This is a genomic window from Leptotrichia shahii, assembly GCF_008327825.1.
Lineage (GTDB): Bacteria > Fusobacteriota > Fusobacteriia > Fusobacteriales > Leptotrichiaceae > Leptotrichia > Leptotrichia shahii.
Genome location: NZ_AP019827.1, coordinates 1925964 through 1949198, shown reverse-complemented (window position 1 = coordinate 1949198; position 23235 = coordinate 1925964). Strand labels below are relative to the sequence as shown.

Genomic DNA, 23235 nt, shown 5'->3' with positions numbered 1-23235 from the left:
TTAAAAATATTGTATTAATTAGATTAATAATAAAAAAAGAATATCGGAAGGAGAGCTATGACTATAATTGATGGAAAAGCACTTTCAGAAAAGACTTTTGAAGAAATTAAAGAAACACACGATGAATTACAAAAAAAGGCTGGTAGAAAAGCGGGACTCGCGGTAATTATAGTGGGTGAAAATCCAGCTTCTAAAATTTATGTGAGAAATAAAATAAGAGCTTGTGAAAAAGTCGGATTTAATTCTGAAACAATTAGACTTGATGAAAGTATTTCAGAGGAAAATTTACTTTTGGAAATTGAAAAATTAAATAATGATGACAATATAGATGGAATCTTGGTACAGCTGCCACTTCCAAAGCATATTAATGAACTGGAGGTTATAAATGCAATTTCGGCAGAAAAGGATGTAGATGGATTTCATACAACAAATATTGGGAAAATGATGATTGGAGATGAAACAGGATTTTTGCCTTGTACACCAGCTGGAGTAATTCAAATGTTTGAGGAATACAATATTGATTTGGAAGGAAAAGATGTTTTAGTAATTGGGCAAAGCAATATTGTAGGAAAGCCGATGACACTTTTACTTATAAAAAAACGTGCAACAGTTCAAGTATGTAACTCAAAAACAAAGAATCTGTCTGAAAAGCTGCAAAAATCTGACGTAGTGGTAGCAGCCGCAGGTTCTCCAAAATTGGTAAAAGCATCTGATGTGAAAGAAGGTGTCGTTGTAATTGATGTTGGGATAAACCGTGTGGATGGAAAACTGTGTGGAGATGTGGATTTTGATGAAGTTTCAAAAAAAGCCTCATTCATTACCCCTGTTCCTGGTGGAGTTGGTCCAATGACAATTGCAATGTTAATAAAAAATACATTAAAATCATATAAGCAAAAAATAAACAAATCAAAATAAAAAGAAAGCGAGAAATTAAATGAATGATAAAATTAAATTTATTGAAAAATTAGCTGAAAGTATGAATGAAAATAAAATTGAAACGGTAAAATATGAAGATAATAATTTTGAAGTTTCATTAACTAAGAAAAGAAAGGAAAGAAATGTTATTTTTGGAAGTCCAATGGCTCAACCTGCAGTATCTTCAAATGCTCCACAGGAAGTACAAGTTCAAGAGGAAGAAATCTCTGCTCCAGTACAGCAAGAGGATCCAGAAGAAATTTCAGGAACAAAAATTACTTCTCCAATGGTTGGAACTTTTTATGCTTCACCATCACCATCAGCAGGGCCATTTGTAAAAGAAGGAGATTCTGTGACAGAGGGGCAGACACTTTGCATAGTTGAGGCAATGAAACTTATGAATGAAGTTAAATCAACAGTTTCAGGAAAAGTAAAAAAGATATTTGTGAAAGACAACGAAAGTATAAAAAAAGGTCAGACATTAATGATTATTGAATAATTTTTATAAAAAATATAAATAAAAGAAGAAGGGATAAAATTTGGAAGAGAAGAGGATTTTGTTGAATATTATTCTATTGCTAATTTTACTATTTTTTACATCATTTTTATCAGCTGCAGAATCGGCATTGTCGTCGCTTAAACAGATTCATTTGAAAAGCGATTCAAAAGAAAAGGAAAAAACTAGGGAAAGTGAACTTTTGAAACTTTGGCTGGAAAATCCAAATGAATTGCTTGCAACGCTTTTATTTGTAAAGACAATTTCTTATTCTTCGATGGTTTTTACGGGAGTTTATTTAATAAAAAAAATTTATGAAAGAGATCTTTATGTGGGAATTTCATTTTTTGTATTAATTATTTTTATTTTATTATTTTCAGAATTAATTCCAAGATTAGTAGCTAGAAATAACATTTATGGAGTTTCTAAAACATTGATAATACCTTTAAATACCGTAAGAATTATTTTAAGACCGTTAATTCGTCTATTTATACATATTTCAAGATTTATTGTTGGAATATTTAAAATAAAAGTAAAAAATCAGATGTTTGAAATAACAGAAGATGAAATTTTAACATTTTTAAAGGCTGGGACAGAAAGCGGCGTCTTTGAAGAAGGTGAAGAGGAAATGATAACTAGTATTTTTGAATTTTCAGAAACTACAGTTAAGGAAATACTCACGCCTCGGATCAATGTATTTGCATTAGAAGCAGAAAGTAAAATTGATGATGTATGGGATGAAATTTTGGATCAAGGATTTACACGTATTCCCATTTATACCGAAACCATTGATAAAATTGTAGGAACAGTTCATCTAAAAGATTTGCTTCATTATAATAGAAGAACTGGAGAAAATCCACCTATAAAGGATTTTATGAAGGAAGCGTATTTTGTCCCAATTACAAAGCCATTAGTGGAACTACTCGAAGAATTTAAGCTAAAGCAGCTTCATATGGCAATAGTAATTGATGAATACGGTGGAACTCAAGGAATCGTAACAATAGAAGATTTACTTGAAGAAATTGTTGGTGAAATAAGAGATGAGTTTGATCAGGAAGAGGAAAATATTCAACAGATTCGTGAAAAAATATTTGATATAAAAGGGGATACACCTATTGAGGAAGTGAATGACAAATTGGAGATAGAAATTCCATTGTCTGAAGAATACGATACGATTTCTGGCTATATTCAAGATAAATTGGGAAAAGTTGCCGAAGTTTTTGATCAAGTTAGGGGAAATAACTTTGTATTGAAGGTAACTGACGTGAATAATAAACGTGTCGAAAGAGTAAGAGCAATTATTATTGAGCAAAAGGAAGATGATGAAGAAGTAAGGAGAGAAAATGGAAGAGATTAGACCTCGAATACGTGTGGCAGGAATTCTTATTGAAGATGGCAAAATTTTACTAATCCAGCATCACAAAAATAATAAAAAGTACTGGCTTATTCCTGGTGGGGGAAATGACTGGGGTGAAACTGCAAAGGAAGCATTAATTCGAGAATATAAGGAAGAAGCAAATATGGATATAGAAGTTGATGAGTTTTTATTTTTCTCAGAAACTATTTATCCAAATAAAGAGCGTCATATTTTAAATTTATTTTTTAGAATACATCGTAATGAAAAAAATAACAGCATTATAAAATTAGGAGATGAAGCTGTTTTAACCGATTTAAAATTTGTAACAGAAGAAGAGCTTAAAACAATGACAATCTATCCAAATATTAAAGAAAATTTATTAAAATTAATGAATGGTGAAAAAGTAAAAAATTATTTAGGAAGTTTATGGAATGAATAAGAATTCTAATATTATAATTAAAATTTTAGAAAAGAGGAAAAAAATAAAATGACAATAGAAGAAAAAGAAGAATTAAATAAATTAGTACGTTCAGTAGAGGATTTTCCAGAAAAAGGAGTAATTTTTAGAGATATTACAACAGCTTTAAAGGATAAAAAAGGACTGGAAATTATTATAAAGGATTTCACAGACAGATATAAAAATAAAGGAATTGATTATGTAGTAGGTGCCGATGCTAGAGGTTTTATTTTTGGAGCTGCTATTGCATATAATATTGGAGCTGGATTCGTGCCAGCAAGAAAGCCTGGAAAATTGCCAGCAGAAGTGGAAAGTGTTGAGTATTCGTTGGAATATGGAAAAAACAGCATAGAAATTCACAAGGATGCCTTTGAAAAAAATTCAAAAATATTAATAGTGGATGATCTATTAGCAACAGGAGGAACAGCCGAAGCAATGGTTAAGCTAGTAGAAAAATTAGGAGCTAAAGTTTATGAATTGGCATTTATGATAGAATTAGTTGATTTAAAGGCTAGAGATTTGCTGAAAGGTTATAAAGTATATACTCAACTAAAATATTAGATAATAAAAAAATAAAATGTTCAAAAGTAATAGTAGAGTGCTTTTTTATAAAAAAATTTTAAAGAAAAACACCTAAAATACCTAAAATATAATATTTAACGTAGAATTTTAAATTGAATTTTTAAAAAAATGGTGTATTGTCAATTCAAGTGCAACAGAAAGTAAAAATAATATAAAGTTAAAGTTTTTTTAAAGAGCAGAGATTTTTCTGCTCTTTAATTTTTATGATGTAGTGTTATCAAAATGATACTCTTCTGCTGAACGATAGTTCAGTATTTTTCTGCATCTCTCATTTAAAATTTTTTGTATTTCTGATATTTCCTTCTCTTTTCCGTTCATGCTCTTTCCTTTCGGAAGGAACTCCCTTATCAGTCCGTTTGTGTTTTCGTTTGTTCCACGCTCGTATGAGGAATACGGATGTGCAAAGAACACTTTCATGTTTCTGCTTTCCAGCTCTGCCAGCCTGCTGAATTCCGAGCCGTTGTCCGAAGTTATCGACTTGAAATTCTTTTTTCCAATCTTTCTGAACAGCTTCTGCAGAGCCTTGCTGGCATTCTGGGCATTCAGCTTGGCTAAAAAGAGGATATATGTGTATCTGCTTTTCCTATCAACTAATGTAATTATGCAAGCCTCATTCTTTCCATTCTTGCCTTTTACGGCATCAATTTCAAAGTGTCCTTTTTCTTCACGGCTGTTAATATGTTCAGGTCTTTGCTCAATGCTTGTTCCCAGTATCCTTTTATTCTTTTTAGTATTGCATTGTCCATCAGTTTTTCTTCTAGGCTTAAGCTTGATCATTCTTGGAAACATGTATGGCTTTATTCCTTCAATTTGCCCTCTGCGAATCATTTCATAGACAGTTTTGGTTGATGGGACAACTTTATCAGGATTGTCTCTTTTGTAGACATTGCAGAAAGTATCAATGCTGTGAACCCTTTTCTCTCTTTTAAGTATTTCTTGTTTCAACTCAACAAAGAATAAAGAATCATACTGCTTATGGTAGATACACTTCTGTCTTCTTTTTTGTATAGGATGTGAGCAGTATCAGCAATATAGAGATTTTTAAAGGCATAGGAGGAATCCATCTGTGTTACAGAGTTTCTTTTGAGTTCCCTTGAAATAGTGGATGGATTTTTTCCAAGCATCTTTGCTATGAAACGGATAGACTTGCCTTCATTTCTGTAAGCCTGAATCTGTCCTTTGTTGGAAGGAGTTAAATGTTTGTAGTGACATTTCTTTGAAATTGTGTTATTATTATTAAGCATAGTAAGAATGATCCTTTCTAATTTTGTGGAAGATATTAGCATATCATTTTTACTATGTTTTTTTAATATGTTTTAGGTGCTGCACTTGATTATACAATACACCTTTTTAAAAAAATCAAAAAAAATTGAAAAAAGTAGTTGACAAAGAATTACTTTTATGATAAGATATATCCTGTCGATACGAAAATGTATCATGGACAATAGAGATATAAATAGTATGAAGAAGCAATAAAGTGTAAGAAAAACAAGTCAAGAATCTTGAAAGAGATCACGTCAAGACTAAAAGGTGAAAATTAAGATATATGAAGATATATTGAATGAAGAGTTTGATCCTGGCTCAGGATGAACGCTGACAGAATGCTTAACACATGCAAGTCTTTGGCGAAGCTGCGCTTGCGCAGACGAGCCAAGGCGGACGGGTGAGTAACGCGTAAGGAACTTGCCCTGCAGACAGGGATAACAGACGGAAACGACTGACAAGACCTGATACAGTTGCCGGCACGCATGTGCCTGGCGATGAAAGGAGACGCTGCAGGAGAGCCTTGCGTCCTATTAGCTTGTTGGCGGGGTAATGGCCCACCAAGGCGATGATAGGTAGCCGGCCTGAGAGGGTGGACGGCCACAAGGGGACTGAGATACGGCCCTTACTCCTACGGGAGGCAGCAGTGGGGAATATTGGACAATGGGCGCAAGCCTGATGGAGCAATTCTGTGTGCGTGATGAAGGTTTTAGGGTTGTAAAGTGCTTTCAGTAACTGTGCACATCTTGACGGTACCTAATCAGAAAGCCACGGCTAACTACGTGCCAGCAGCCGCGGTAATACGTAGGTGGCAAGCGTTATCCGGAATTATTGGGCGTAAAGCGCGCGTAGGCGGTTTTTTAAGTCTGATGTGAAAGCCCACGGCTCAACCGTGGAGGGTCATTGGAAACTGGAAAACTTGAGTGCAGAAGAGGAAAGTGGAACTGCACGAGTAGAGGTGAAATTCGTAGATATGTGCAGGAATGCCGATGATGAAGATAGTTCACTGGACGGTAACTGACGCTGAAGTGCGAAAGCGTGGGGAGCAAACAGGATTAGATACCCTGGTAGTCCTAGCTGTAAACGATGATTACTGGGTGTGGGCATGAAGAGTGTCCGTGCCGAAGCTAATGCGATAAGTAATCCGCCTGGGGAGTACGGCCGCAAGGCTGAAACTCAAAGGAATTGACGGGGACCCGCACAAGCGGTGGAGCATGTGGTTTAATTCGACGCAACGCGAGGAACCTTACCAGATCTTGACATCCTGCGAAGGCCTGCGAGAGCAGGCCGTGCCTTCGGGAACGCAGAGACAGGTGGTGCATGGCTGTCGACAGCTCGTGTCGTGAGATGTTGGGTTAAGTCCCGCAACGAGCGCAACCCCTATCGCTAGTTGCCATCATTAGGTTGGGCACTCTAAGTAGACTGCCTGCGAAGAGCAGGAGGAAGGTGGGGATGACGTCAAATCATCATGCCCCTTATGATTTGGGCTACACACGTGCTACAATGGCCGGTACAAAGAGCTGCCAGGCGGCAACGCCAAGCGAATCTTTAAAGCCGGTCCAAGTTCGGATTGAAGCCTGCAACTCGGCTTCATGAAGCTGGAATCGCTAGTAATCGCAGATCAGCAATGCTGCGGTGAATACGTTCTCGGGTCTTGTACACACCGCCCGTCACACCACGAGAGTTGTCTGCACCTGAAGCCGCCGGTCCAACCGAAAGGAGGAAGGCGTCTAAGGTGTGGACAGTGATTGGGGTGAAGTCGTAACAAGGTATCCGTACCGGAAGGTGCGGATGGATCACCTCCTTTCTAAGGAGCATCACGCACTGCTTCTTCACATATCTTGTGGGCGTGTAGCTCAGGTGGTTAGAGCACTGTGCTGATAACGCAGGGGTCGCTGGTTCGAGTCCAGCCATGCCCACCATAAGAAGTCTTGGGGATATAGCTCAGTTGGGAGAGCGCTGCCCTTGCAAGGCAGAGGTCAGCGGTTCGAACCCGCTTATCTCCACCAATTATTGTTTAGGACAATGGGAAATGAATAGTAGGTAAAAGATTACAATAAACTGGAGTAAAAGTTATTCTGGATAAAAAAGCTAAAAAGGGCACACGGAGGATGCCTAGGCAGCAACAGCCGATGAAGGACGTGATAAGCTGCGATAAGCCGGGAGCAGATGCACATAATCTCTAATCCCCGGATTTCCGAATGGGTAAACCTGCATGCCTGGAGGGCATGCGTGAAGACGGTAAGCCTGCGAACTGAAACATCTAAGTAGCAGGAGGAAAAGAAAGTAAAACGATTCCCTGAGTAGCGGCGAGCGAACGGGGAGAAGCCTAAACCGTGCCAGTGCCAAGCGGACAGCCTTGCTGGCACGGGGTTGTGGACTTCCTTTAACGGATTGTCATAATGTTTAAGCTGTATGCATGTAAGTGGAACCAGATGGGAAGCTGGACCAAAGAAGGTGATGCTGTAGAACATAGTGCATATTGGACTGGAAGCACCCAGTAGCGTCAGGCACGAGGAATCTGGCGTGAATCAGCGTGGACCAAATCACGCAAGGCTAAATACTGTTGCTGACCGATAGTGAAGAGTACCGTGAGGGAAAGGTGAAAAGAACCCTGAGCAAGGGGTGAAAAGAATTTGAAACCGTGTGCTTACAAACGGTAGGAGCCGTTAAGGGTGACTGCGTGGATTTTGGTTAATCATCCTGCGAGTTATGGCTGGTGGCAAGGTTAATAAACGGAGCCGAAGGGAAACCAAGTCTTAACAGGGCGACAAGTCGTTAGCCATAGACGCGAAACCTAGTGATCTAGGCCTGTCCAGGCTGAAGCTGAGGTAAGACTCAGTGGAGGGCCGAACTCACCGCCGTTGAAAAGTTGGGAGATGAGGCAGGTCTAGGGGTGAAAAGCCAATCGAACTAGGAGATAGCTCGTTCTCTCCGAAATGCATTTAGGTGCAGCCTTGGCATTGAGATATGTGGGGTAGAGCTCTGTATGATCTAGGGGCGTACTGCTTACCGAAATCAAGCAAACTGCGAATACCATATATTATTGCCAGGAGTGAGTCCGTGGATGACAAGGTCCTCGGACGAGAGGAACAGCCCAGACCACCAGCTAAGGTCCCTAATTATGTCTAAGTGGGAAAGGAGGTGGACATTCACAGACAATGGGAGGTTGGCTTAGAAGCAGCCATGCCTTGAAAGAGTGCGTAACAGCTCACTGGTCGAGAGTGCCCGCGCCGAAGATGTAACAGGGCTAAGACATAAACCGAAGCTGTGGAAGATACATCAGTATCTTGGTAGGAGAGCGTTCTGTAGGTCTATGAAGGCATGCCGCAAGGCTTGCTGGAGATATCAGAAGCGAGAATGCAGGAATGAGTAGCGAAGGCGGGTGAGAATCCCGCCGGCCGGAAGTCAAGGTTTGGGGAAGGCTTGTCCGCCTAGGAAGTCGGGACCTAAGCATAAGCAAAATTGTGACGGCGAATGGAAAACAGGTTAATATTCCTGTACCACTATTATCGCTTGAGAGACGGAGTGACGCAGGAAGGTATGTGAGAAGGCTGACGGTTTAGCCTTTCTAAGGGCCCAGCGTGGGCGCGCAGGAAAATCCGCGCGCCTAAACGTGAGACCTGACGGGGAAGTGCATATGCATAAGTCACAGATCCTACACTGCCTAGAAAAACTTCTATCGATGAGAAGTAGTGCCCGTACTGTAAACCGACACAGGTGGACAGAGTGAGAAACTTAAGGCCGACAGGATAACTCTCGTTAAGGAACTCGGCAAAATGACCCCGTAACTTCGGGAGAAGGGGTGCTCTTTAGGGTTAACGCCCAGAAGAGCCGCAGTGAATAGGCCCAAGCGACTGTTTATCAAAAACACAGGTCTCTGCTAAACCGTAAGGTGATGTATAGGGGCTGACACCTGCCCAGTGCCGGAAGGTTAAGAGGAGGAGTGAGAGCCCGATTTGAAGCCCCGGTGAACGGCGGCCGTAACTATAACGGTCCTAAGGTAGCGAAATTCCTTGTCGGGTAAGTTCCGACCTGCACGAATGGTGAAATGATTTGGGAGCTGTCTTGGCTGGAGACCTGGTGAAGTTGTAATGCCGGTGAAGATACCGGCTACCTGCAGTAGGACGGAAAGACCCCGTGGAGCTTTACTGCAGCTTGGCATTGGGTTTTGGCAATGTGTGTATAGGATAGTTGGGAGACTGTGAAGCAACGGCGTCAGCTGTTGCCGAGTCGCTGTTGGAATACCAACCATATGCTGCTGAAATTCTAATCTGGTAACGGAGACAGTGCTAGGTGGGCAGTTTGACTGGGGCGGTCGCCTCCAAAAGAGTAACGGAGGCGTTCAAAGGTTCCCTCAGGCTGGATGGAAATCAGCCTAGGAGTGCAAACGCATAAGGGAGCTTGACTGCAAGACTGACGGGTCGAGCAGGTACGAAAGTAGGAGTTAGTGATCCGGCGGTTCCGCATGGAAGGACCGTCGCTCAACGGATAAAAGCTACCCCGGGGATAACAGGCTGATACTTCCCAAGAGTCCATATCGACGGAAGTGTTTGGCACCTCGATGTCGGCTCGTCTCATCCTGGGGCTGGAGAAGGTCCCAAGGGTTGGGCTGTTCGCCCATTAAAGAGGCACGCGAGCTGGGTTCAGAACGTCGTGAGACAGTTCGGTCCCTATCCACTGCAGGCGCTTGAATACTGAAAAGATCTGACCTTAGTACGAGAGGACCGGGTTGGACAGACCTCTGATGTATCAGTTGTCACGCCAGTGGCACGGCTGAGTAGTCACGTCTGGTACGGATAACCGCTGAAAGCATCTAAGCGGGAAGCCAACTTTGAGATGAGTATTCGCAGTATCCATGGAGAACACATGGTCGATAGGCCAGGGGTGCAAGCGCAGCAATGCGCTCAGCTGACTGGTACTAATATTACATACGCTTTTTTAACTGTCTTTTGCCTTTACTATTTATTTCTCATTGTCTTAATCGGCAGTACTTTTGTTAGTTTGGTGATCATAGCGACAGGGATACACCCGGTTACATTCCGAACCCGGCAGTTAAGCCTGTCTTCGCCTAAAATACTTGGATTCGTCCCGGGAAGATAGGCAGTCGCCAAACTTTTTTCAATATGTGTGTCTCCGTAGCTCAGCTGGTTAGAGCATCTGACTGTTAATCAGAGGGCCGCTGGTTCGAGTCCAGCCGGGGACGCCATTTTTTTTGTCTGTGAAAAAATAAAGGGTTAATAATAAAAATGGAGTTCAGCAGTACTGTTTTACTCCATTTTTTAGTTATTGACTTTAGTCAATAGTATTCATACCTAAATAGAGACGCATATAGTTCAATACAGAAAAAAGGACATCTAATGAAAAACCATGTGTATAAGGATATTATGTGAGTGCAAGGAGACACTCGACAGTTTATAGCTGTAGAGAGAGCAAACCAGCCTTTTCAAAGGCGGTCTTGACTTTATAATATTATATATTTTTCATTTTTAAAGGTAAATATTTTATATTGACCATTACCAATTAATTTTCTTTCATCTAAATCATTAGCTTCTTTATTTTGAATATAATTAAAAAATAATTCTAGAACAGTTCCGTGTGTTACAATTAGAACATTTCCTGATTTTTGTTTTTCTCGAATTTTTTTTAAGCCGTTTAAGAAACGTTCTAATCCTTCTTTTAAGTCTTCTCCTTTTATATTTTTTGCATTATAGTTTTTTACATCATAAAAGTAATTATGGGCTTCTTTTGGAAATTTAATAAAAGTTTCTTTAAATGTCATGCCTTGCCATTCTCCAAAGTGGATTTCATTTAGTTCAGATAATTTTTGTAGTTTTAATTTTTGATCCGAAGTTTTTTTCTGTTCATAATTGTTATTTTGTAAAATTATTTCTGCAGTAGCAACTGTTCTTCCCATCTCACTTGTGTAGCCTGCTTTAAATTTTATATCTTTAAGTTTTTTAGCAGTTTCTTTTACTTTTTTTATTCCTTCTAATGTAAGTGGGGAATTTAATTGTCCTTGAAATTTTTCTAATACGTTCCACTCAGTCTGTCCGTGCCTAACAATATAAAGTTTTAATTCGTTATCCATTTTTTATATCCTTTCAATTTTTATATTATGAACTCAAAATTTTATTTATTATTTAATTTAATGATTTGAGTTAACTTAATATTTTATATCATATTAGAAAAATTTTTTCAACATCTTCTCAACATTAAAGTTTCTTTCCTTATTTGATGTAAAGGTCTTAAACATCTTTTTTGGTATATCGGCTGTCAGATAGTTTTATTGCTTCCAGCATTGGATTTTTACTTTTAAGCTTCATCTTCATCGCTATATAGAATCGTGTCTTTAACTCTACAAGTGTTGTAAAGCGACTTTTCTTACTTTGAAACTGTTCTAGTGCGTAAAAATTTCCTTTGCGTTTTTGAATTGATTTTTCAATATTGAATTTTCCTTTTGTCTGCTTAGTTTTTGTTGTCCTTTCTTTCTCAAGACATTAGGGAAATATCTAGAAAATTGTTATACAGATGGCATCTACCAATTTCCCTGCCAACAATTTGTTTAGACGATCAGGTTATCTTCTATTAGATTTTTTTATTTAGGAGTAATTTTTGAATTTCTTCTTTGATTAATACCTTTTGCGTTGGCATCTGCCTGAGCATTTTCAGAAGGATATTCGCCATTAATTTTTTTATCTTACAGAATAGTAGCCTATGCCTGTTTTTCCTTTAGTAGAACCTCTAGTTTATTTCTTTCATTTATGGTAAAATATTTATGGTTCATGGTTTTTTCATTTTGTTAATGTTTTTGTAGTTACTAATATTTTAACACGAAATTATCATGAGTTTTTACATTTTCTAAATTTGTCACAATATATTATGCAATCTATAATAAAAAAATTTATTAATTTAGAATTAGGGATGTATAATTTTCTAAATAGATATAAATTCTGAATATAATTAAATTAATAGAATTTTATTGAATTTAAGCAATAAATTAAAATTTATAAAATAAGTATAAATAAAAAATAAATAATGTGGTATAATTAAAAAGTAGTATACGTTTTATATTATTTTAGTAAATTGGGGTATAATTGGAGGAATTTAAATTATAATTATTAAGAAAGGGAAATTGAATGATTTGGATAATTGGTGGAACAAAAGATTCTAGGATAATTTTAGATGAGGTTATGAAAGTGAGGGAAGATGATATTATCGTGAGCACAGCTACTGAATATGGTGGAAAATTACTTGAAGGTGTAGCTAAAAATAAAAATATACAAATAATTTCAGAGAAGTTGAATATATTACAGATTGAAAATATGATTCTTGAAAAAAATATTGATTAAAAATTACAGTTATAAAATAGTGTAAATTATAGTCAACACATATAGAAATATGTGTGAAAAGACAGTTTTCAAATTGTCTAATACTGCTTGAATTGCTGGGAAACCCTAAAGCTGATTTAACTACAACATAATATCTTTTTTACAATAGAATTTAGATGTAAGTGTGAAAGTGGCGAAAGCAGAAAAAATAAATCAGATGGCATAAAGAAAGATAGAAAGTCTATCAAGGTTAAATCCTAAGTGCTAAAATTAAATAGAATAATGGGCAATCAGCAGCTAAGACCGAAAGGTAAAGTTCAACGACTATTCCTTCTAGGAAGTACACTAAAGCTAGTGGAAGCGGGCAGACCCAAACAGATAAAGCTGTGGGATAAGATATAGTCTGTGCTTAATAGAAATATTAAGAAGTTCAAGGATACTTAATTTATTAATAAGTATTTATGAGAACTGCGTAGAAAGTAGCGAATCTATGTGAACGACAACCTTCTAAAGGATTAAAATTAACTTTTAATTTTATCAGGAGGTTCAGTTAGTTATTGATGCAAGTCATCCGTATGCACAAAATATTAGTAATACTGTCATTTCAATGTTAAGTTATCTAAGTGAACGGAATATAGCAGGAAATAAAATAAAATATATAAGATTTGAAAGAAAAACATTAGATTATGGAACTCAAAATGTATTTCAATTTAAAAATCTACAGGAAATAATTGTATTTTTAAGTAAATTTGAAAATAAAAATGTATTAAGTACATTAGGATCAAATGCTTTGATGGAATTACAGAAAATAGAAGAAAGAAATAATTTATTTGTTAGAATATTACCAACAATATCTTCTATACAAAATGCAGAGGAACTTGGGTATTTACCAAAAAATATAATTGCTATGCAAGGTCCTTTTTCTAAAGAAATGAATGTTGCAATATTAAAAAGTTATAAGATTGATTAAAACTACAGCTATAAAGTTTCTAATAGGAACTAAAATGTATGAATTAGACTGTAAAGTATAGTCAGCATATATAGAAATATGTATGTAAAGGCAATTTTTTTTATTGCCAAATACTGCTTGAATTGCTGGAAACCCCTAAAGCTGGTTTAACGACAACATAATATCTTATTATTTATTTTAGATATAAGTGTGATCGTTGCGAAAGCAGAAAAAATAAACCAGATGGCATAAAAAAAATAAAATGGTTAAAACCTAAGTGCTAAAATCAATTGAAGTAATGGGCAATCAGCAGCCAAGACCGAAAGGTAAGGTTCAACGACTATCCCTTTTAGGGAGTACACCAAAGTTGGTGGAAGTGGGCAGGCCCAAACAGATGAAGCTGTGGGACAAGATATAGTCTGTGCTTAATAGAAATATTAAGAAGTTCAAAAATATACCTATTTATTAATATTTTAAAAGAAATATAGGATATTAAGAGAACTGCATGAGAAGTAGCGAGCTTGTGTGAACTATAAACTCTTTAAAACAAATGAGAGATTTCAGTATCTTATTACAAAAGAAAGCGGAGAAACAGGTGGAGAACTTCAAAAAGTTCAAGCATGTCGGGAATGCGGAGTTACTATTTTAACAATAAAACGTCCAGTATTAAATTATGGAACAGTTTTTTATACAATTAAAGAATTAGTTGAATATGTAGAAAATTTATGAAACGAAAGGAGAATTAGGTTTGAAAAGCATAAAAAGGGAAGCGATAATTGAATTTGAAGAAAAGAAATCCAAGTTTATTGGATACATTAAGCCAGTTTCAACAATAACTGAAGCAGAAAGATTTATTGGCTCAATAAAAAAAATACATACTACAGCGACTCATAATGTCCCACTTTACAGAGTTATAGAAAGTGGGCAGGAGTACTTTAAATATAATGATGATGGCGAGCCTAGCAATACAGCTGGAAAGCCTATGGCAGAAATATTAAAAATTTTAGATATTTATAATGTAGCACTAGTTGCTACGAGGTATTTTGGAGGCATAAAACTTGGAGCTGGCGGACTTATAAGAAATTATGCTAAAACTGCAAAATTAGCTGTTAATGAAGCAGAGATTGTGGAATATGCAGAAAGATCTATTTTTATTTTGGACTATGATTATGAAACTACTTCTGAAATGGAGACGTTTTTAAGTGAGAATACTCAAAAATTTGGAATAGAAATATTGGAAAAAAATTATTCAAACAGAGTAACAATGAAAATATTATCAAACGATGAAATTGAATCTGAACTAAATAAATTGCAGAAAGTTATTGTAATAAAAGTATAAAAAGATAAAAAGAAATACGGAAAATGAAAAAAATTTTAGGAAATATGAATTTTTTTAAAAAAAGTTGTTGACAAATAAATTTAAATATGATATTATATTTCTTGTCTGTGAGTATTAAGAATAAACAGATAAGGGAATGAATGTGCGGCCTTCGTCTAGTGGTTAGGACCTCGGGTTTTCATCCCGGTAACAGGGGTTCGATCCCCCTAGGCCGTACCAATTTAAAATTAAATATAAAATGTTAAATGGTGATTTGTATGGTCGCATAGCTCAGTTGGGAGAGCACCTGCCTTACAAGCAGGGGGTCATTGGTTCGAGCCCAATTGTGACCACCATTTTTATGGAGGTGTAGCTCAGTTGGTTAGAGTGCTTGCCTGTCACGCAAGATGTCGCGAGTTCGAGTCTCGTCACTTCCGCCATTTAGTGCCGCTTTAGCTCATCTGGTAGAGCAACTGACTTGTAATCAGTAGGTGGTTGGTTCGAGTCCGACAAGCGGCACCACTATTTAAAGTTTAGAATGTTGTGGAGAGGTTCCCGAGTGGCCAAAGGGATCAGACTGTAAATCTGCCGGCTCAGCCTTCGAAGGTTCGAATCCTTCTCTCTCCACCATTTTTTTTTATAAAGATAAAAATTGTTATAAATATATAAATCATAATTCGTAGGAGGAATTATTAGCTATGGTTAGAAAAATAAAAGGAGCAGGAAATAAATCAGGTGGAAGCCAACAGGATATAATTAAACAAGCTCAAGTAATGCAACAAGAAATGTTAAAAATTCAAGAAGGTTTGAAAGATAAATTTGTAGAAAGTTCAGTAGCTGGTGGTGGAATTACTGTTAAAGCTAATGGTCAAAAAAAATTAGTTGATTTATCAATTTCCTTAGATGTTTTAAAAGATGCAATTGAAGAAAATGATTCAACCATTGTTTCAGATTTAATTATAAATGCAGTAAACGAAATTTTAGATAAAGCTGAAGAAATGGCTGAAAAAGAAATGGAAGTAGTTACTGGTGGAGTAAGTATTCCAGGGTTATTTTAGAAAATAAAATTTTGAATAAATATTTTTGTTGAAACCAGAGTAATATCTGGTTTTTTATTTTTTCATAATTGATTTTAATTATAAAAATAATTTGATTAAAATAAATATCATGCAAAATTTTGTTAAAGGAATAACTTAAAACATAAAATAAAAAAATTACTTCTTTAAATAATTTAAGAATAAAATTTAATAAAAATATTTGAGATGTAAAAAAGAAAGGAGATGGAAAAGGTGAAAAAAAATATAAATAGAATGATAATAATGATGTTTTTATGTATGGTTATATATAATCTGGGACATCCAGGGACACCTGACCTGATTCAGATGAGAGGATGGAAAAAGAGCATTTCTGGAGAATTTCTAGCATTTATGAGCACAGCTATGTTTATTTCTTCGCCTTATTTAGGAGCATTGGCGGATAGATTTGGAATGAAGAGGATTTTTGTGCTTATGCCGTTTTTCTACGGGATTGCTCAGCTTATTTTTGGATTTGCGACAAGTATTCCTATTATATTTCTGGCTCGAATAATTGCAGGATTTGTTTCAGGTGGAACTTTTGCAGTAGCTTTCGGATATGTAAGTCAGCTGTCTGAAAAGGAGGAAAAGGCAAAAAATATAGCTAAAATCAGTTCAGCAATTGTAATTGGAGGAGCAATTGGGCAAAAAATCGGAGGAATTGTGGCAACTGTTGATCCTAGATATTCCTTTGGGCTGCAGTTTATTTGTGGCGGTATTTTATCGCTTTTTATCTTAGTATTTATGAGAGAAATTATAAATAGAAGAGAAGTTATAAAAAAATTAGAAAATACATTAGATATTAAAAATAATAAGAGCTTAAATCCATTTTTGACTTTTAGATATATAAAGGAACTTGATGGATTTTCAAAATTTTTTGGTGTTATAATTTTTTTATCTGGAATTGGGATTTATTCCTACGCAAGTGCATTAAATTATTTTTTCAAATTTTATGAAAAGGTTTCTGCAGATACGATTGGAACTTTTGTAATGTGTTCATCGCTTCTGGCATTTTTAGGAACAGGATTTTTACTAGAAAAGTTATTGAAGAAATTTAAAGAGAAAAGCATTCATAAAATTATGATTTTTATTGGTATAATATTGATGTCAGCTATATTTTTTAGAATAAAGTCAGGAATTACACCATATTTTATAATGGCAGTTTATACGATGAGCTATGAAATAGTACGGTCTCTAGGGAATACGATTATTGCTAGAAGATATGCTGAAAATCAAGGAAAAATACTAGGAATGGTATCTGCAGCAGATTCACTTGGAAATGCTATCGGATCTTATTTATCTGGACATTTATTGGCGTTTAATCCATTTTTGCCATTTATTGTAAATATTGGAATAATGGCTGTTGTGTTAATTTTGATTGAGAGGAGAGTATCCAAAATTTTTTATAAACTTAAAATATAATAACTACAGGACGGTATTTTTATTGAAACATATATCACGATATTAAAAATAAACTGTAATAATTATTTTAGTAAAAGATGTCAAATAAAATTTTATTAGAAAAAAAACCTATTCTATAATTATTAATAAAAATAGAAATAGGTTTTCTTTTATTTAATTTACTAATATCAAAAGCTCAAAAAATTAATACCATCCTCTTAATTTCATTGCTTTTGAAATTCTTTCGATACTCTTCATATAAGCAGCATTTCTTAAGTCTACCTTATATTCAGATGCTAAAGTCCACACATCTTCAAATGCTCCTGATAATAGTGCATCTTCTTTTTGTTGAACTTCTTCAAATGGCCAATAGTAGCTTTGCAAGTTTTGTACCCATTCAAAGTATGAAACTACAACTCCACCTGAGTTTGCAAGAATGTCAGGGATAACTACGATTCCTTTTTTAAATAAGATTTCATCGGCTTCTGGAGTAGTCGGTCCATTTGCTCCTTCTGCAACTACTTTTGCTTTAATTCTGTCAGCATTTTCAGAAGTAATTTGATTTTCTAAAGCACATGGCGCTAGAACGTCAACTTCCAGTTCTAATAATTCAGCATTTGTAATGTCTTTTCCGTATCCTTTGTTTGCTGCAATACGTCCATTTTCTTCAAAATCTTTTATTACAGCTTCCATGTCAATTCCATTTTCATTATAAATTGCAACATCTGAATTTGAGAATGCTACAATTTTGGCACCGTCTTTATGTGCGTAATAAGCTGTATAAAATCCTACATTTCCAAATCCTTGCACAGCATAAGTTGCCCCTTTAACATCAATGTTTAATTTTGCTAATGCTTTTTTAGCTGTTAAATTAACTCCGTATCCAGTTGCTTCTGTTCTTGCAAGAGATCCTCCAAATTCTAAAGGTTTTCCTGTAAATACACCTTTTGTTGATTTTCCTGCAACTTCTTCATAAGCGTCAACCATCCAAGACATGATTTGTCCGTTTGTGTTAACGTCTGGAGCTGGTATATCAACTTTTTCTCCAATAATTGGTGAAATTGCTTTTGCAAAACCTTTAGAGATTCTTTCTAATTCAGCTTTAGAATAATCTTTAGGGTTAATTGCCATTCCACCTTTTCCACCACCATAAGGGATTCCTGCTACTGAACACTTGAACGTCATCCAAGTTGACAATGCTTTTACTTCATCTTTTGTTACATCTGGATGGAATCTAAGTCCACCTTTAAAAGGTCCTACTGCGTTGTTGTGCTGTGATCTGTATCCTACAAATGTTTTAACTGTTCCATTGTCTAGTTTTACTGGGAACGATACTTCCAACACTCTCATAGGATTTTTTAGAATTTCATAAACAGCTGGATCTGCATTTAATTTATCACAAGCTGATTTGATTTGTTTTTGAGCAATCTCAAATGGATTTAATGTTTCTTTTGCCATCTTTTCTACCTCTCTTTTTTCTAGTCTATTTGATTTTTAATTTTTTATCAAAAATCTTTTCTACTTGTATATAATACTACAATTTTATATAAAATTGCAAGTATTTTTTTTTATCGCATCTTTTATTTCCTATATGTAAAAAATTCCATAAATTCAATTTTTATCGTATATTTTTACTATTTTAAATTTTGAAAAAAAATTTATTTTTTTCTATTTTTTTTCTGAAAATTCATCCATTCAAACACATTTTTAAAAGTTCTCTCTTTGAACTGAGCCTTCTCTCTTCCACCTTTCCCAGCATTACTCGGTTCAAACCCAAAAGTTTCCTCATCTTTAGAATTTTTTATTTTATCTCGATTTTGCACACCTTCCACTTGATTATTCAAGAAATATATCCATGAAAAATGTCCAGGAAATCTTGAATTTGGTACATCTGTCCCAATTACATTTTCATAATACGAATACCATGCGTTATCTGCCCCAGCTTTCAGCAAATCCCTATAAGTTGGAAGTGAAAATTTTTGTGGCGTAACAATCTCATCATCTGCCGCTGCAATAAACCATACTGGTGTTTTTTTCATCTTATGAATTTTTTCATTTGTTACCCACAGTTTTTTAGTTTCCACAAATCTTGAAACTGCACTATTTTTACCGTCTGCTGAAACTTCAAGATTATTTGTCTTATAAGTTCCATCGCTGTTTCTCGCATATTCGTGATAAGCATACGCCTCGCAGATAGGTACTGCTGCCGCAAAGTAATCTGGATAAGTAATTATCATATTTACAGTCATATATCCGCCGTTTGAATCTCCCGCAAGATAAATTCTGCTTGTATCAACATACGGATTATGTTTTACATATTCCTTGATTGTATCCATCAAAATTTGCGTGTATCTTGAATTTCCGCTTCCATTTCCATTAGTTCCATCTCCTTCATCCATCCAGTAAGTTGGCGACTGCACAGCCAAAACAAATGCACCTTTTGTATCAGTTCCTCCTGTAGTAAAATATTTCTGAATTTCCTCTTTTGCAAGTGCCGAAGTTTCTGTACCCAAAATATCAATATCAGGATCAGTTCCACCTTCCCCTTGTCCGTGAAGCCAGACAATTAACGGCTTTTTTGCTCCCAATTTAAAGTTTTCAGGTTCATAAGCCGCCATTTCCAGTTTTAGATTTTCCATTTTTTTGGTAATCGGATTTTTATAATTTCCACTAAATGAACTTCTATAATTGAATAATTCTGTATCAGTTGAAACTCTATTATTAATTATATTTTCTCTTTTATTAACTAAGTAATCTTTTCCATCAACTGTAAGTTTCCCTTCAATTTCCACAATATATTCTTTTGCCCATTCATTAAAAAATTTTTCCCTGTTATACATAAATGGTGTTCCTTCATACTTTAAAGTATTTTGATTAAATAGATTCTCAAGTTCAAGTGTAACAACTCCAGTATCAAAGGCTTTTTCACCTTTTTTATCCGAAACATAAATATCTTTAACTTTTCGTTCTGCCCTATTTGTCTTTATTTTCCAATCATTTTTATTCAGATTTGTAATTCTAAAATCAGTCATTTCCAAAATAATTTTGCTTACAGCAGGTCCGCTTTCAAATCCTTGTACAAAAATACTAATTTTCTTTATTCCGTCATAATTTGATAAATCCACAGTTTTTTCACTCACTTTCGCATTACCAATTTTCTTCCTGCTAATCCTTTTCCTATTTGCACTATTTCCAATTACTCCAATAATTAAAGCAATAAATAATAGCACTACTAAATTTTTTTTCATAACTATCACTCTCCCAATTTTATAATTTTCAAAAAAAGCAGGAGCTATAAACTCCCGCTAAATTTATTATTTTTTTATTTATCAAGTTTTACAAATGTATGTGTCAACACAAAACTTACTCCTGCACCTACAATTATAGAAATTAGGTACAATGGCAATTGGGCATTTAAGAATAACAAGATTCCTGGTAACACTGTTACTGCCATTCCTGATGCTTTCAATCCAAAAATTGATGCTAGGAATCCTCCTGCAGCTCCACCTGCTAACCCCATTAGGAATGGTTTACCTTTACCTTTTATTAAATTTACTCCATAAATTGCAGGTTCTGTAATTCCTAATGCAGCTGATAATGCTGATGGTAATGCTAATGCCTTTAATTTGGCATCTTTTGTCTTAACTCCAACTGCTAAAACTGCTCCAAATTGTCCTGCAACAGCTGCTGATAACAATGGATTAAACTGGTTGAACCCATCTTTTGCAAGTAATTGGATTTCCAAGAAGTTAAATACGTGATGAACTCCTGTAACTACGATTAATTGCTGAACTCCTCCAATTATAATTCCTGCAATTCCCAATGGCAATGATAAAATCCACTCAGTAGCTTTTAAAATATAAGTTTCTAATGAATGGAACACAGGACCTATTATAAATAATCCCAATGTACTCATAATTAAAAATACTAAAAATGGCGTAAGTAATAAATCCAAGGCATCTGGAATAACTTTTCTAAGTCTTTTTTCTAATTTAGCACCTATCATTCCAACAAATAATGCTGGCAAGACGGTTCCTTGATATCCAACTACTGGGATAAATTTAAAAAACATAATAGGATGTGCATCTCCTGAAGCCACTTGATAAGCATTTGGCAATGAACTGCTTATTAACATCGAACCTAATACTATTCCTAATACTGGTGAACCACCAAATACTTTAAATGCTGACCATGCAACTAATGCAGGCAATATTATAAATGCTGTGTCAGTTAATACTTGCGTATATAATAAAAAGTTTGGATTTATACTATCAGGTTTTGTCCCTAATAATTTTAATAAGTTTTCATTTGTTAGCAATCCACGAAGTCCCATAAATAAACCTGTTGCAACTAATACTGGTATAATTGGAACAAAGATATCTCCAAATGTTCTTGAAATTCTTTGAACTATATTACCTTGTTTAGCCGCTTCTTTTTTCATATCAGACACTGAAGATTCACTTACTCCTCCAAGTCCTTGAACTGCCTCATAAACTTTATTTACAGTTCCTGTTCCAAAGATTATTTGAAACTGTCCTGAATTAAACATTGTTCCTTTTACTTTTTCAATGTTGTCAACTTTATCCTTGTCAATTTTATCTTTGTCAACAACCATAATTCTAAGCCTTGTTGCACAGTGAGCAAATGAACTTATGTTTTCTTTTCCTCCAATAGCTTCTACCACTTCTCTAGCTATCTCTTCATAACTTTTCGCCATATTTTTCTCCTTTACCGTATTTTTGTAGTAAATATTATAATCTTATTTCTTAACAAAGTCAATACTTCTTTAGAAAAAAACCATAACTTTATTTGAAATGCAATAGTATTTTAATTTTAAATTTATTATTTATATTGTCTTCTATTTAAGCAGCGTACTAGTCATGAATTTCTTTGCAAGGCGTAAAGCCCTATTGTCAGCATAATATAAAATACAATTTCTATTTTTTTTAATGGAGTTTATATAAAAAAACTGCAATATTGTAAAATAAAGCAGTTTTTAAAAGAGTTAAATTTCTAATTTATTTCAAATTCTATATAGACAGTTTTTGAAATATTTAGTTTTTTTGGAGAAATTACAATGTTTCTTCTTGATGATTCATCTAAAAGTTCCCTATCGCTTTTTTTCAGTTGTACTACATTAGTTGCATAATTTGTTTCATTGTAATAATTATAATTGTAATCATAATAAGGTTGAATAATTCCATACGATTTATCTGTTATTGTAACTGGATTTTTTAAGTTTAAATCTGTTTTTCCTAAGATAACTTGCGCTTTTTTCAAGGCTTCCTTGTAGGCATTTTCGTAAAGTTCATTTTCTAGCTGCTGCTTGTTGTCAATATCGTATTCGATTTGCCCGGTTGTACCGATCCCTAATGCGCTTGCTACGTTTATAATATTTCCAAGATTTTTTAAATCTTTTGTTTCAACTTCTATTTGATGCGAAACAACCTGAATATTTTTTTTGTTGCTTGTTCTTTTTTCAAGGCTTATTTCCTTATTGTCGTATCCTGAGATTTTTACTGTATTTGCTGGAATTCCTGTTTTGCTCAATTTTTGCTGAATATTATTAAATTTTGACATTGCATTTTGGTATGCCTGCTTATTTGTTACATTTTGTGATTCAATAGTAAAAATATATGTGCCGTTTTTGCTTCTGTTTAAAGAATAAATTTTTTCAGTTGCAAGAATATTCATAAAATTTTTCAATGTATCAAGGGAAATTCTGTCAACTTCTACTGAAAGTTTTGTCTGATATTCCTTTTTCCCTTTGTTTTCAACTACCGTATCCCATTCGTAAGATTCATAAGTGGAATATCCTATTGAATTAATTTTGTTGTACTTTGTCCCAGTCTGGGCAAGCAATCTTTTATATCTTTCTAAAATTTGAGAATTTTCAGCACTTGCCTTATCCAGACTTTCGTTCTCAGTTTGAATTGTAAGAGCAATTTTTGCTGAATTTGGCATAATTTCCTTCTTAGAAACCCCTCTAACCTGTATTCTTTTTCCAGTAATTTCACTATTTGAAAATGATAAAACTGAAAAAATTATCATAAATAATGCTATTATTCTTTTCATTTCCAAAGTCCTTTCTTT

Annotated in this window: 17 protein-coding genes, 8 tRNA genes, 3 rRNA genes and 1 pseudogene; 22 read left to right on the top strand and 7 right to left on the bottom strand. The window is 34.9% G+C overall.

Features of this window, described 5'->3' with window-relative positions:
* Positions 1-57: 57 nt before the first annotated feature.
* Genes folD through F1564_RS09025 form a run of 5 tightly spaced genes read left to right on the top strand, consistent with a single transcriptional unit; the run spans position 58 to position 3786 of the window.
* On the top strand, positions 58-915 hold the full coding sequence (gene folD / locus F1564_RS09045; RefSeq protein WP_018450993.1) for a bifunctional methylenetetrahydrofolate dehydrogenase/methenyltetrahydrofolate cyclohydrolase FolD: 858 nt from the start codon (positions 58-60) through the stop codon (positions 913-915).
* Positions 916-934: 19 nt separating this feature from the next.
* Positions 935-1414 (top strand): acetyl-CoA carboxylase biotin carboxyl carrier protein, encoded by a 480-nt coding sequence (gene accB, locus F1564_RS09040; RefSeq protein ID WP_018450992.1) that lies wholly within the window; start codon positions 935-937, stop codon positions 1412-1414.
* A 40-nt stretch (positions 1415-1454) separates the two neighbouring features.
* A complete protein-coding gene (locus F1564_RS09035) occupies positions 1455-2768 on the top strand; it encodes a hemolysin family protein (protein WP_018450991.1) in 1314 nt (437 codons plus the stop codon).
* A complete protein-coding gene (locus F1564_RS09030; RefSeq protein ID WP_018450990.1) occupies positions 2755-3207 on the top strand; it encodes an NUDIX domain-containing protein in 453 nt (150 codons plus the stop codon). Before F1564_RS09035 ends, F1564_RS09030 begins: the two co-directional genes overlap by 14 nt.
* Before the next feature lie 48 nt (positions 3208-3255).
* Positions 3256-3786, top strand: a complete 531-nt coding sequence (locus F1564_RS09025; protein WP_018450989.1) for an adenine phosphoribosyltransferase — start codon at positions 3256-3258, stop codon at positions 3784-3786.
* A gap of 222 nt (positions 3787-4008) precedes the next feature.
* Here the strand turns inward: F1564_RS09025 and F1564_RS09020 are convergent, their stop codons facing one another.
* Both F1564_RS09020 and F1564_RS09015 read right to left on the bottom strand, forming a co-directional pair.
* Complete coding sequence (locus F1564_RS09020) at positions 4009-4791, bottom strand: IS30 family transposase (protein ID WP_232053415.1); 783 nt, start codon at positions 4789-4791, stop codon at positions 4009-4011.
* Positions 4749-5051: a helix-turn-helix domain-containing protein gene (locus F1564_RS09015; RefSeq protein ID WP_169333548.1), complete on the bottom strand. Its 303-nt coding sequence runs from the start codon at positions 5049-5051 to the stop codon at positions 4749-4751. Before F1564_RS09015 ends, F1564_RS09020 begins: the two co-directional genes overlap by 43 nt.
* Positions 5052-5365: 314 nt before the next feature.
* On the opposite strand from F1564_RS09015, the gene F1564_RS09010 reads away from it, so the two are divergent.
* The 6 genes from F1564_RS09010 to F1564_RS08985 all read left to right on the top strand — a co-directional run bounded on the left by F1564_RS09010 (position 5366) and on the right by F1564_RS08985 (position 10279).
* Positions 5366-6877 (top strand): 16S ribosomal RNA (locus tag F1564_RS09010).
* Between the two features lie 38 nt (positions 6878-6915).
* Positions 6916-6992: transfer RNA gene (locus tag F1564_RS09005), tRNA-Ile, on the top strand.
* Between the two features lie 11 nt (positions 6993-7003).
* Positions 7004-7079, top strand: a tRNA-Ala gene (locus F1564_RS09000).
* A 75-nt stretch (positions 7080-7154) separates the two neighbouring features.
* A 23S ribosomal RNA gene (locus F1564_RS08995) occupies positions 7155-10015 on the top strand.
* A 58-nt stretch (positions 10016-10073) separates the two neighbouring features.
* Positions 10074-10186, top strand: a 5S ribosomal RNA gene (gene rrf, locus F1564_RS08990).
* Together the 16S, 23S and 5S rRNA genes with 3 tRNA genes alongside form the textbook arrangement of a ribosomal RNA operon.
* Positions 10187-10202: 16 nt before the next feature.
* A tRNA-Asn gene (locus F1564_RS08985) sits at positions 10203-10279 on the top strand.
* A gap of 255 nt (positions 10280-10534) precedes the next feature.
* On the opposite strand, the gene F1564_RS08980 is transcribed toward F1564_RS08985, so the two are convergent.
* Positions 10535-11161, bottom strand: coding sequence for a histidine phosphatase family protein (locus F1564_RS08980; protein ID WP_018450400.1), 627 nt, complete (start codon positions 11159-11161; stop codon positions 10535-10537).
* 1048 nt (positions 11162-12209) lie between these two features.
* Between F1564_RS08980 and F1564_RS08975 the strand changes: the two genes are divergently transcribed.
* From F1564_RS08975 to F1564_RS08915, 11 genes and pseudogenes are all read left to right on the top strand, one after another.
* Positions 12210-12422 (top strand): precorrin-6A/cobalt-precorrin-6A reductase, encoded by a 213-nt coding sequence (locus F1564_RS08975; RefSeq protein WP_018450401.1) that lies wholly within the window; start codon positions 12210-12212, stop codon positions 12420-12422.
* A gap of 529 nt (positions 12423-12951) precedes the next feature.
* Positions 12952-13371 (top strand): annotated as a pseudogene (locus tag F1564_RS08965) (precorrin-6A/cobalt-precorrin-6A reductase); the annotation flags it as partial.
* Positions 13372-13875: 504 nt separating this feature from the next.
* Entirely contained in the window at positions 13876-14079 is a 204-nt protein-coding gene (locus F1564_RS08955; protein ID WP_018450404.1) for a precorrin-6A/cobalt-precorrin-6A reductase, read from the top strand.
* Positions 14080-14098: 19 nt separating this feature from the next.
* On the top strand, positions 14099-14689 hold the full coding sequence (locus tag F1564_RS08950) for an IMPACT family protein (protein ID WP_018450405.1): 591 nt from the start codon (positions 14099-14101) through the stop codon (positions 14687-14689).
* A 144-nt stretch (positions 14690-14833) separates the two neighbouring features.
* Positions 14834-14908, top strand: a tRNA-Glu gene (locus F1564_RS08945).
* Positions 14909-14948: 40 nt separating this feature from the next.
* Positions 14949-15024 (top strand) — tRNA-Val (locus F1564_RS08940).
* 7 nt (positions 15025-15031) lie between these two features.
* A tRNA-Asp gene (locus F1564_RS08935) sits at positions 15032-15108 on the top strand.
* Between the two features lie 6 nt (positions 15109-15114).
* Positions 15115-15190 (top strand) — tRNA-Thr (locus tag F1564_RS08930).
* 23 nt (positions 15191-15213) lie between these two features.
* Positions 15214-15298, top strand: a tRNA-Tyr gene (locus F1564_RS08925).
* Between the two features lie 68 nt (positions 15299-15366).
* Positions 15367-15726, top strand: a complete 360-nt coding sequence (locus F1564_RS08920) for a YbaB/EbfC family nucleoid-associated protein (protein WP_018450406.1) — start codon at positions 15367-15369, stop codon at positions 15724-15726.
* A gap of 231 nt (positions 15727-15957) precedes the next feature.
* On the top strand, positions 15958-17163 hold the full coding sequence (locus F1564_RS08915) for an MFS transporter (protein ID WP_018450407.1): 1206 nt from the start codon (positions 15958-15960) through the stop codon (positions 17161-17163).
* Between the two features lie 183 nt (positions 17164-17346).
* Here the strand turns inward: F1564_RS08915 and F1564_RS08910 are convergent, their stop codons facing one another.
* From F1564_RS08910 to F1564_RS08895, 4 genes are all read right to left on the bottom strand, one after another.
* The gene (locus F1564_RS08910) at positions 17347-18600 is read right to left on the bottom strand and encodes a Glu/Leu/Phe/Val family dehydrogenase (RefSeq protein ID WP_018450408.1); all 1254 of its coding nucleotides are present in this window, start codon (positions 18598-18600) and stop codon (positions 17347-17349) included.
* Positions 18601-18800: 200 nt separating this feature from the next.
* Positions 18801-20390, bottom strand: coding sequence for a prolyl oligopeptidase family serine peptidase (locus F1564_RS08905; RefSeq protein ID WP_018450409.1), 1590 nt, complete (start codon positions 20388-20390; stop codon positions 18801-18803).
* Positions 20391-20464: 74 nt separating this feature from the next.
* A complete protein-coding gene (locus tag F1564_RS08900) occupies positions 20465-21859 on the bottom strand; it encodes a sucrose-specific PTS transporter subunit IIBC (protein WP_018450410.1) in 1395 nt (464 codons plus the stop codon).
* 296 nt (positions 21860-22155) lie between these two features.
* On the bottom strand, positions 22156-23217 hold the full coding sequence (locus tag F1564_RS08895) for an SIMPL domain-containing protein (RefSeq protein ID WP_018450411.1): 1062 nt from the start codon (positions 23215-23217) through the stop codon (positions 22156-22158).
* Positions 23218-23235 lie beyond the last annotated feature (18 nt).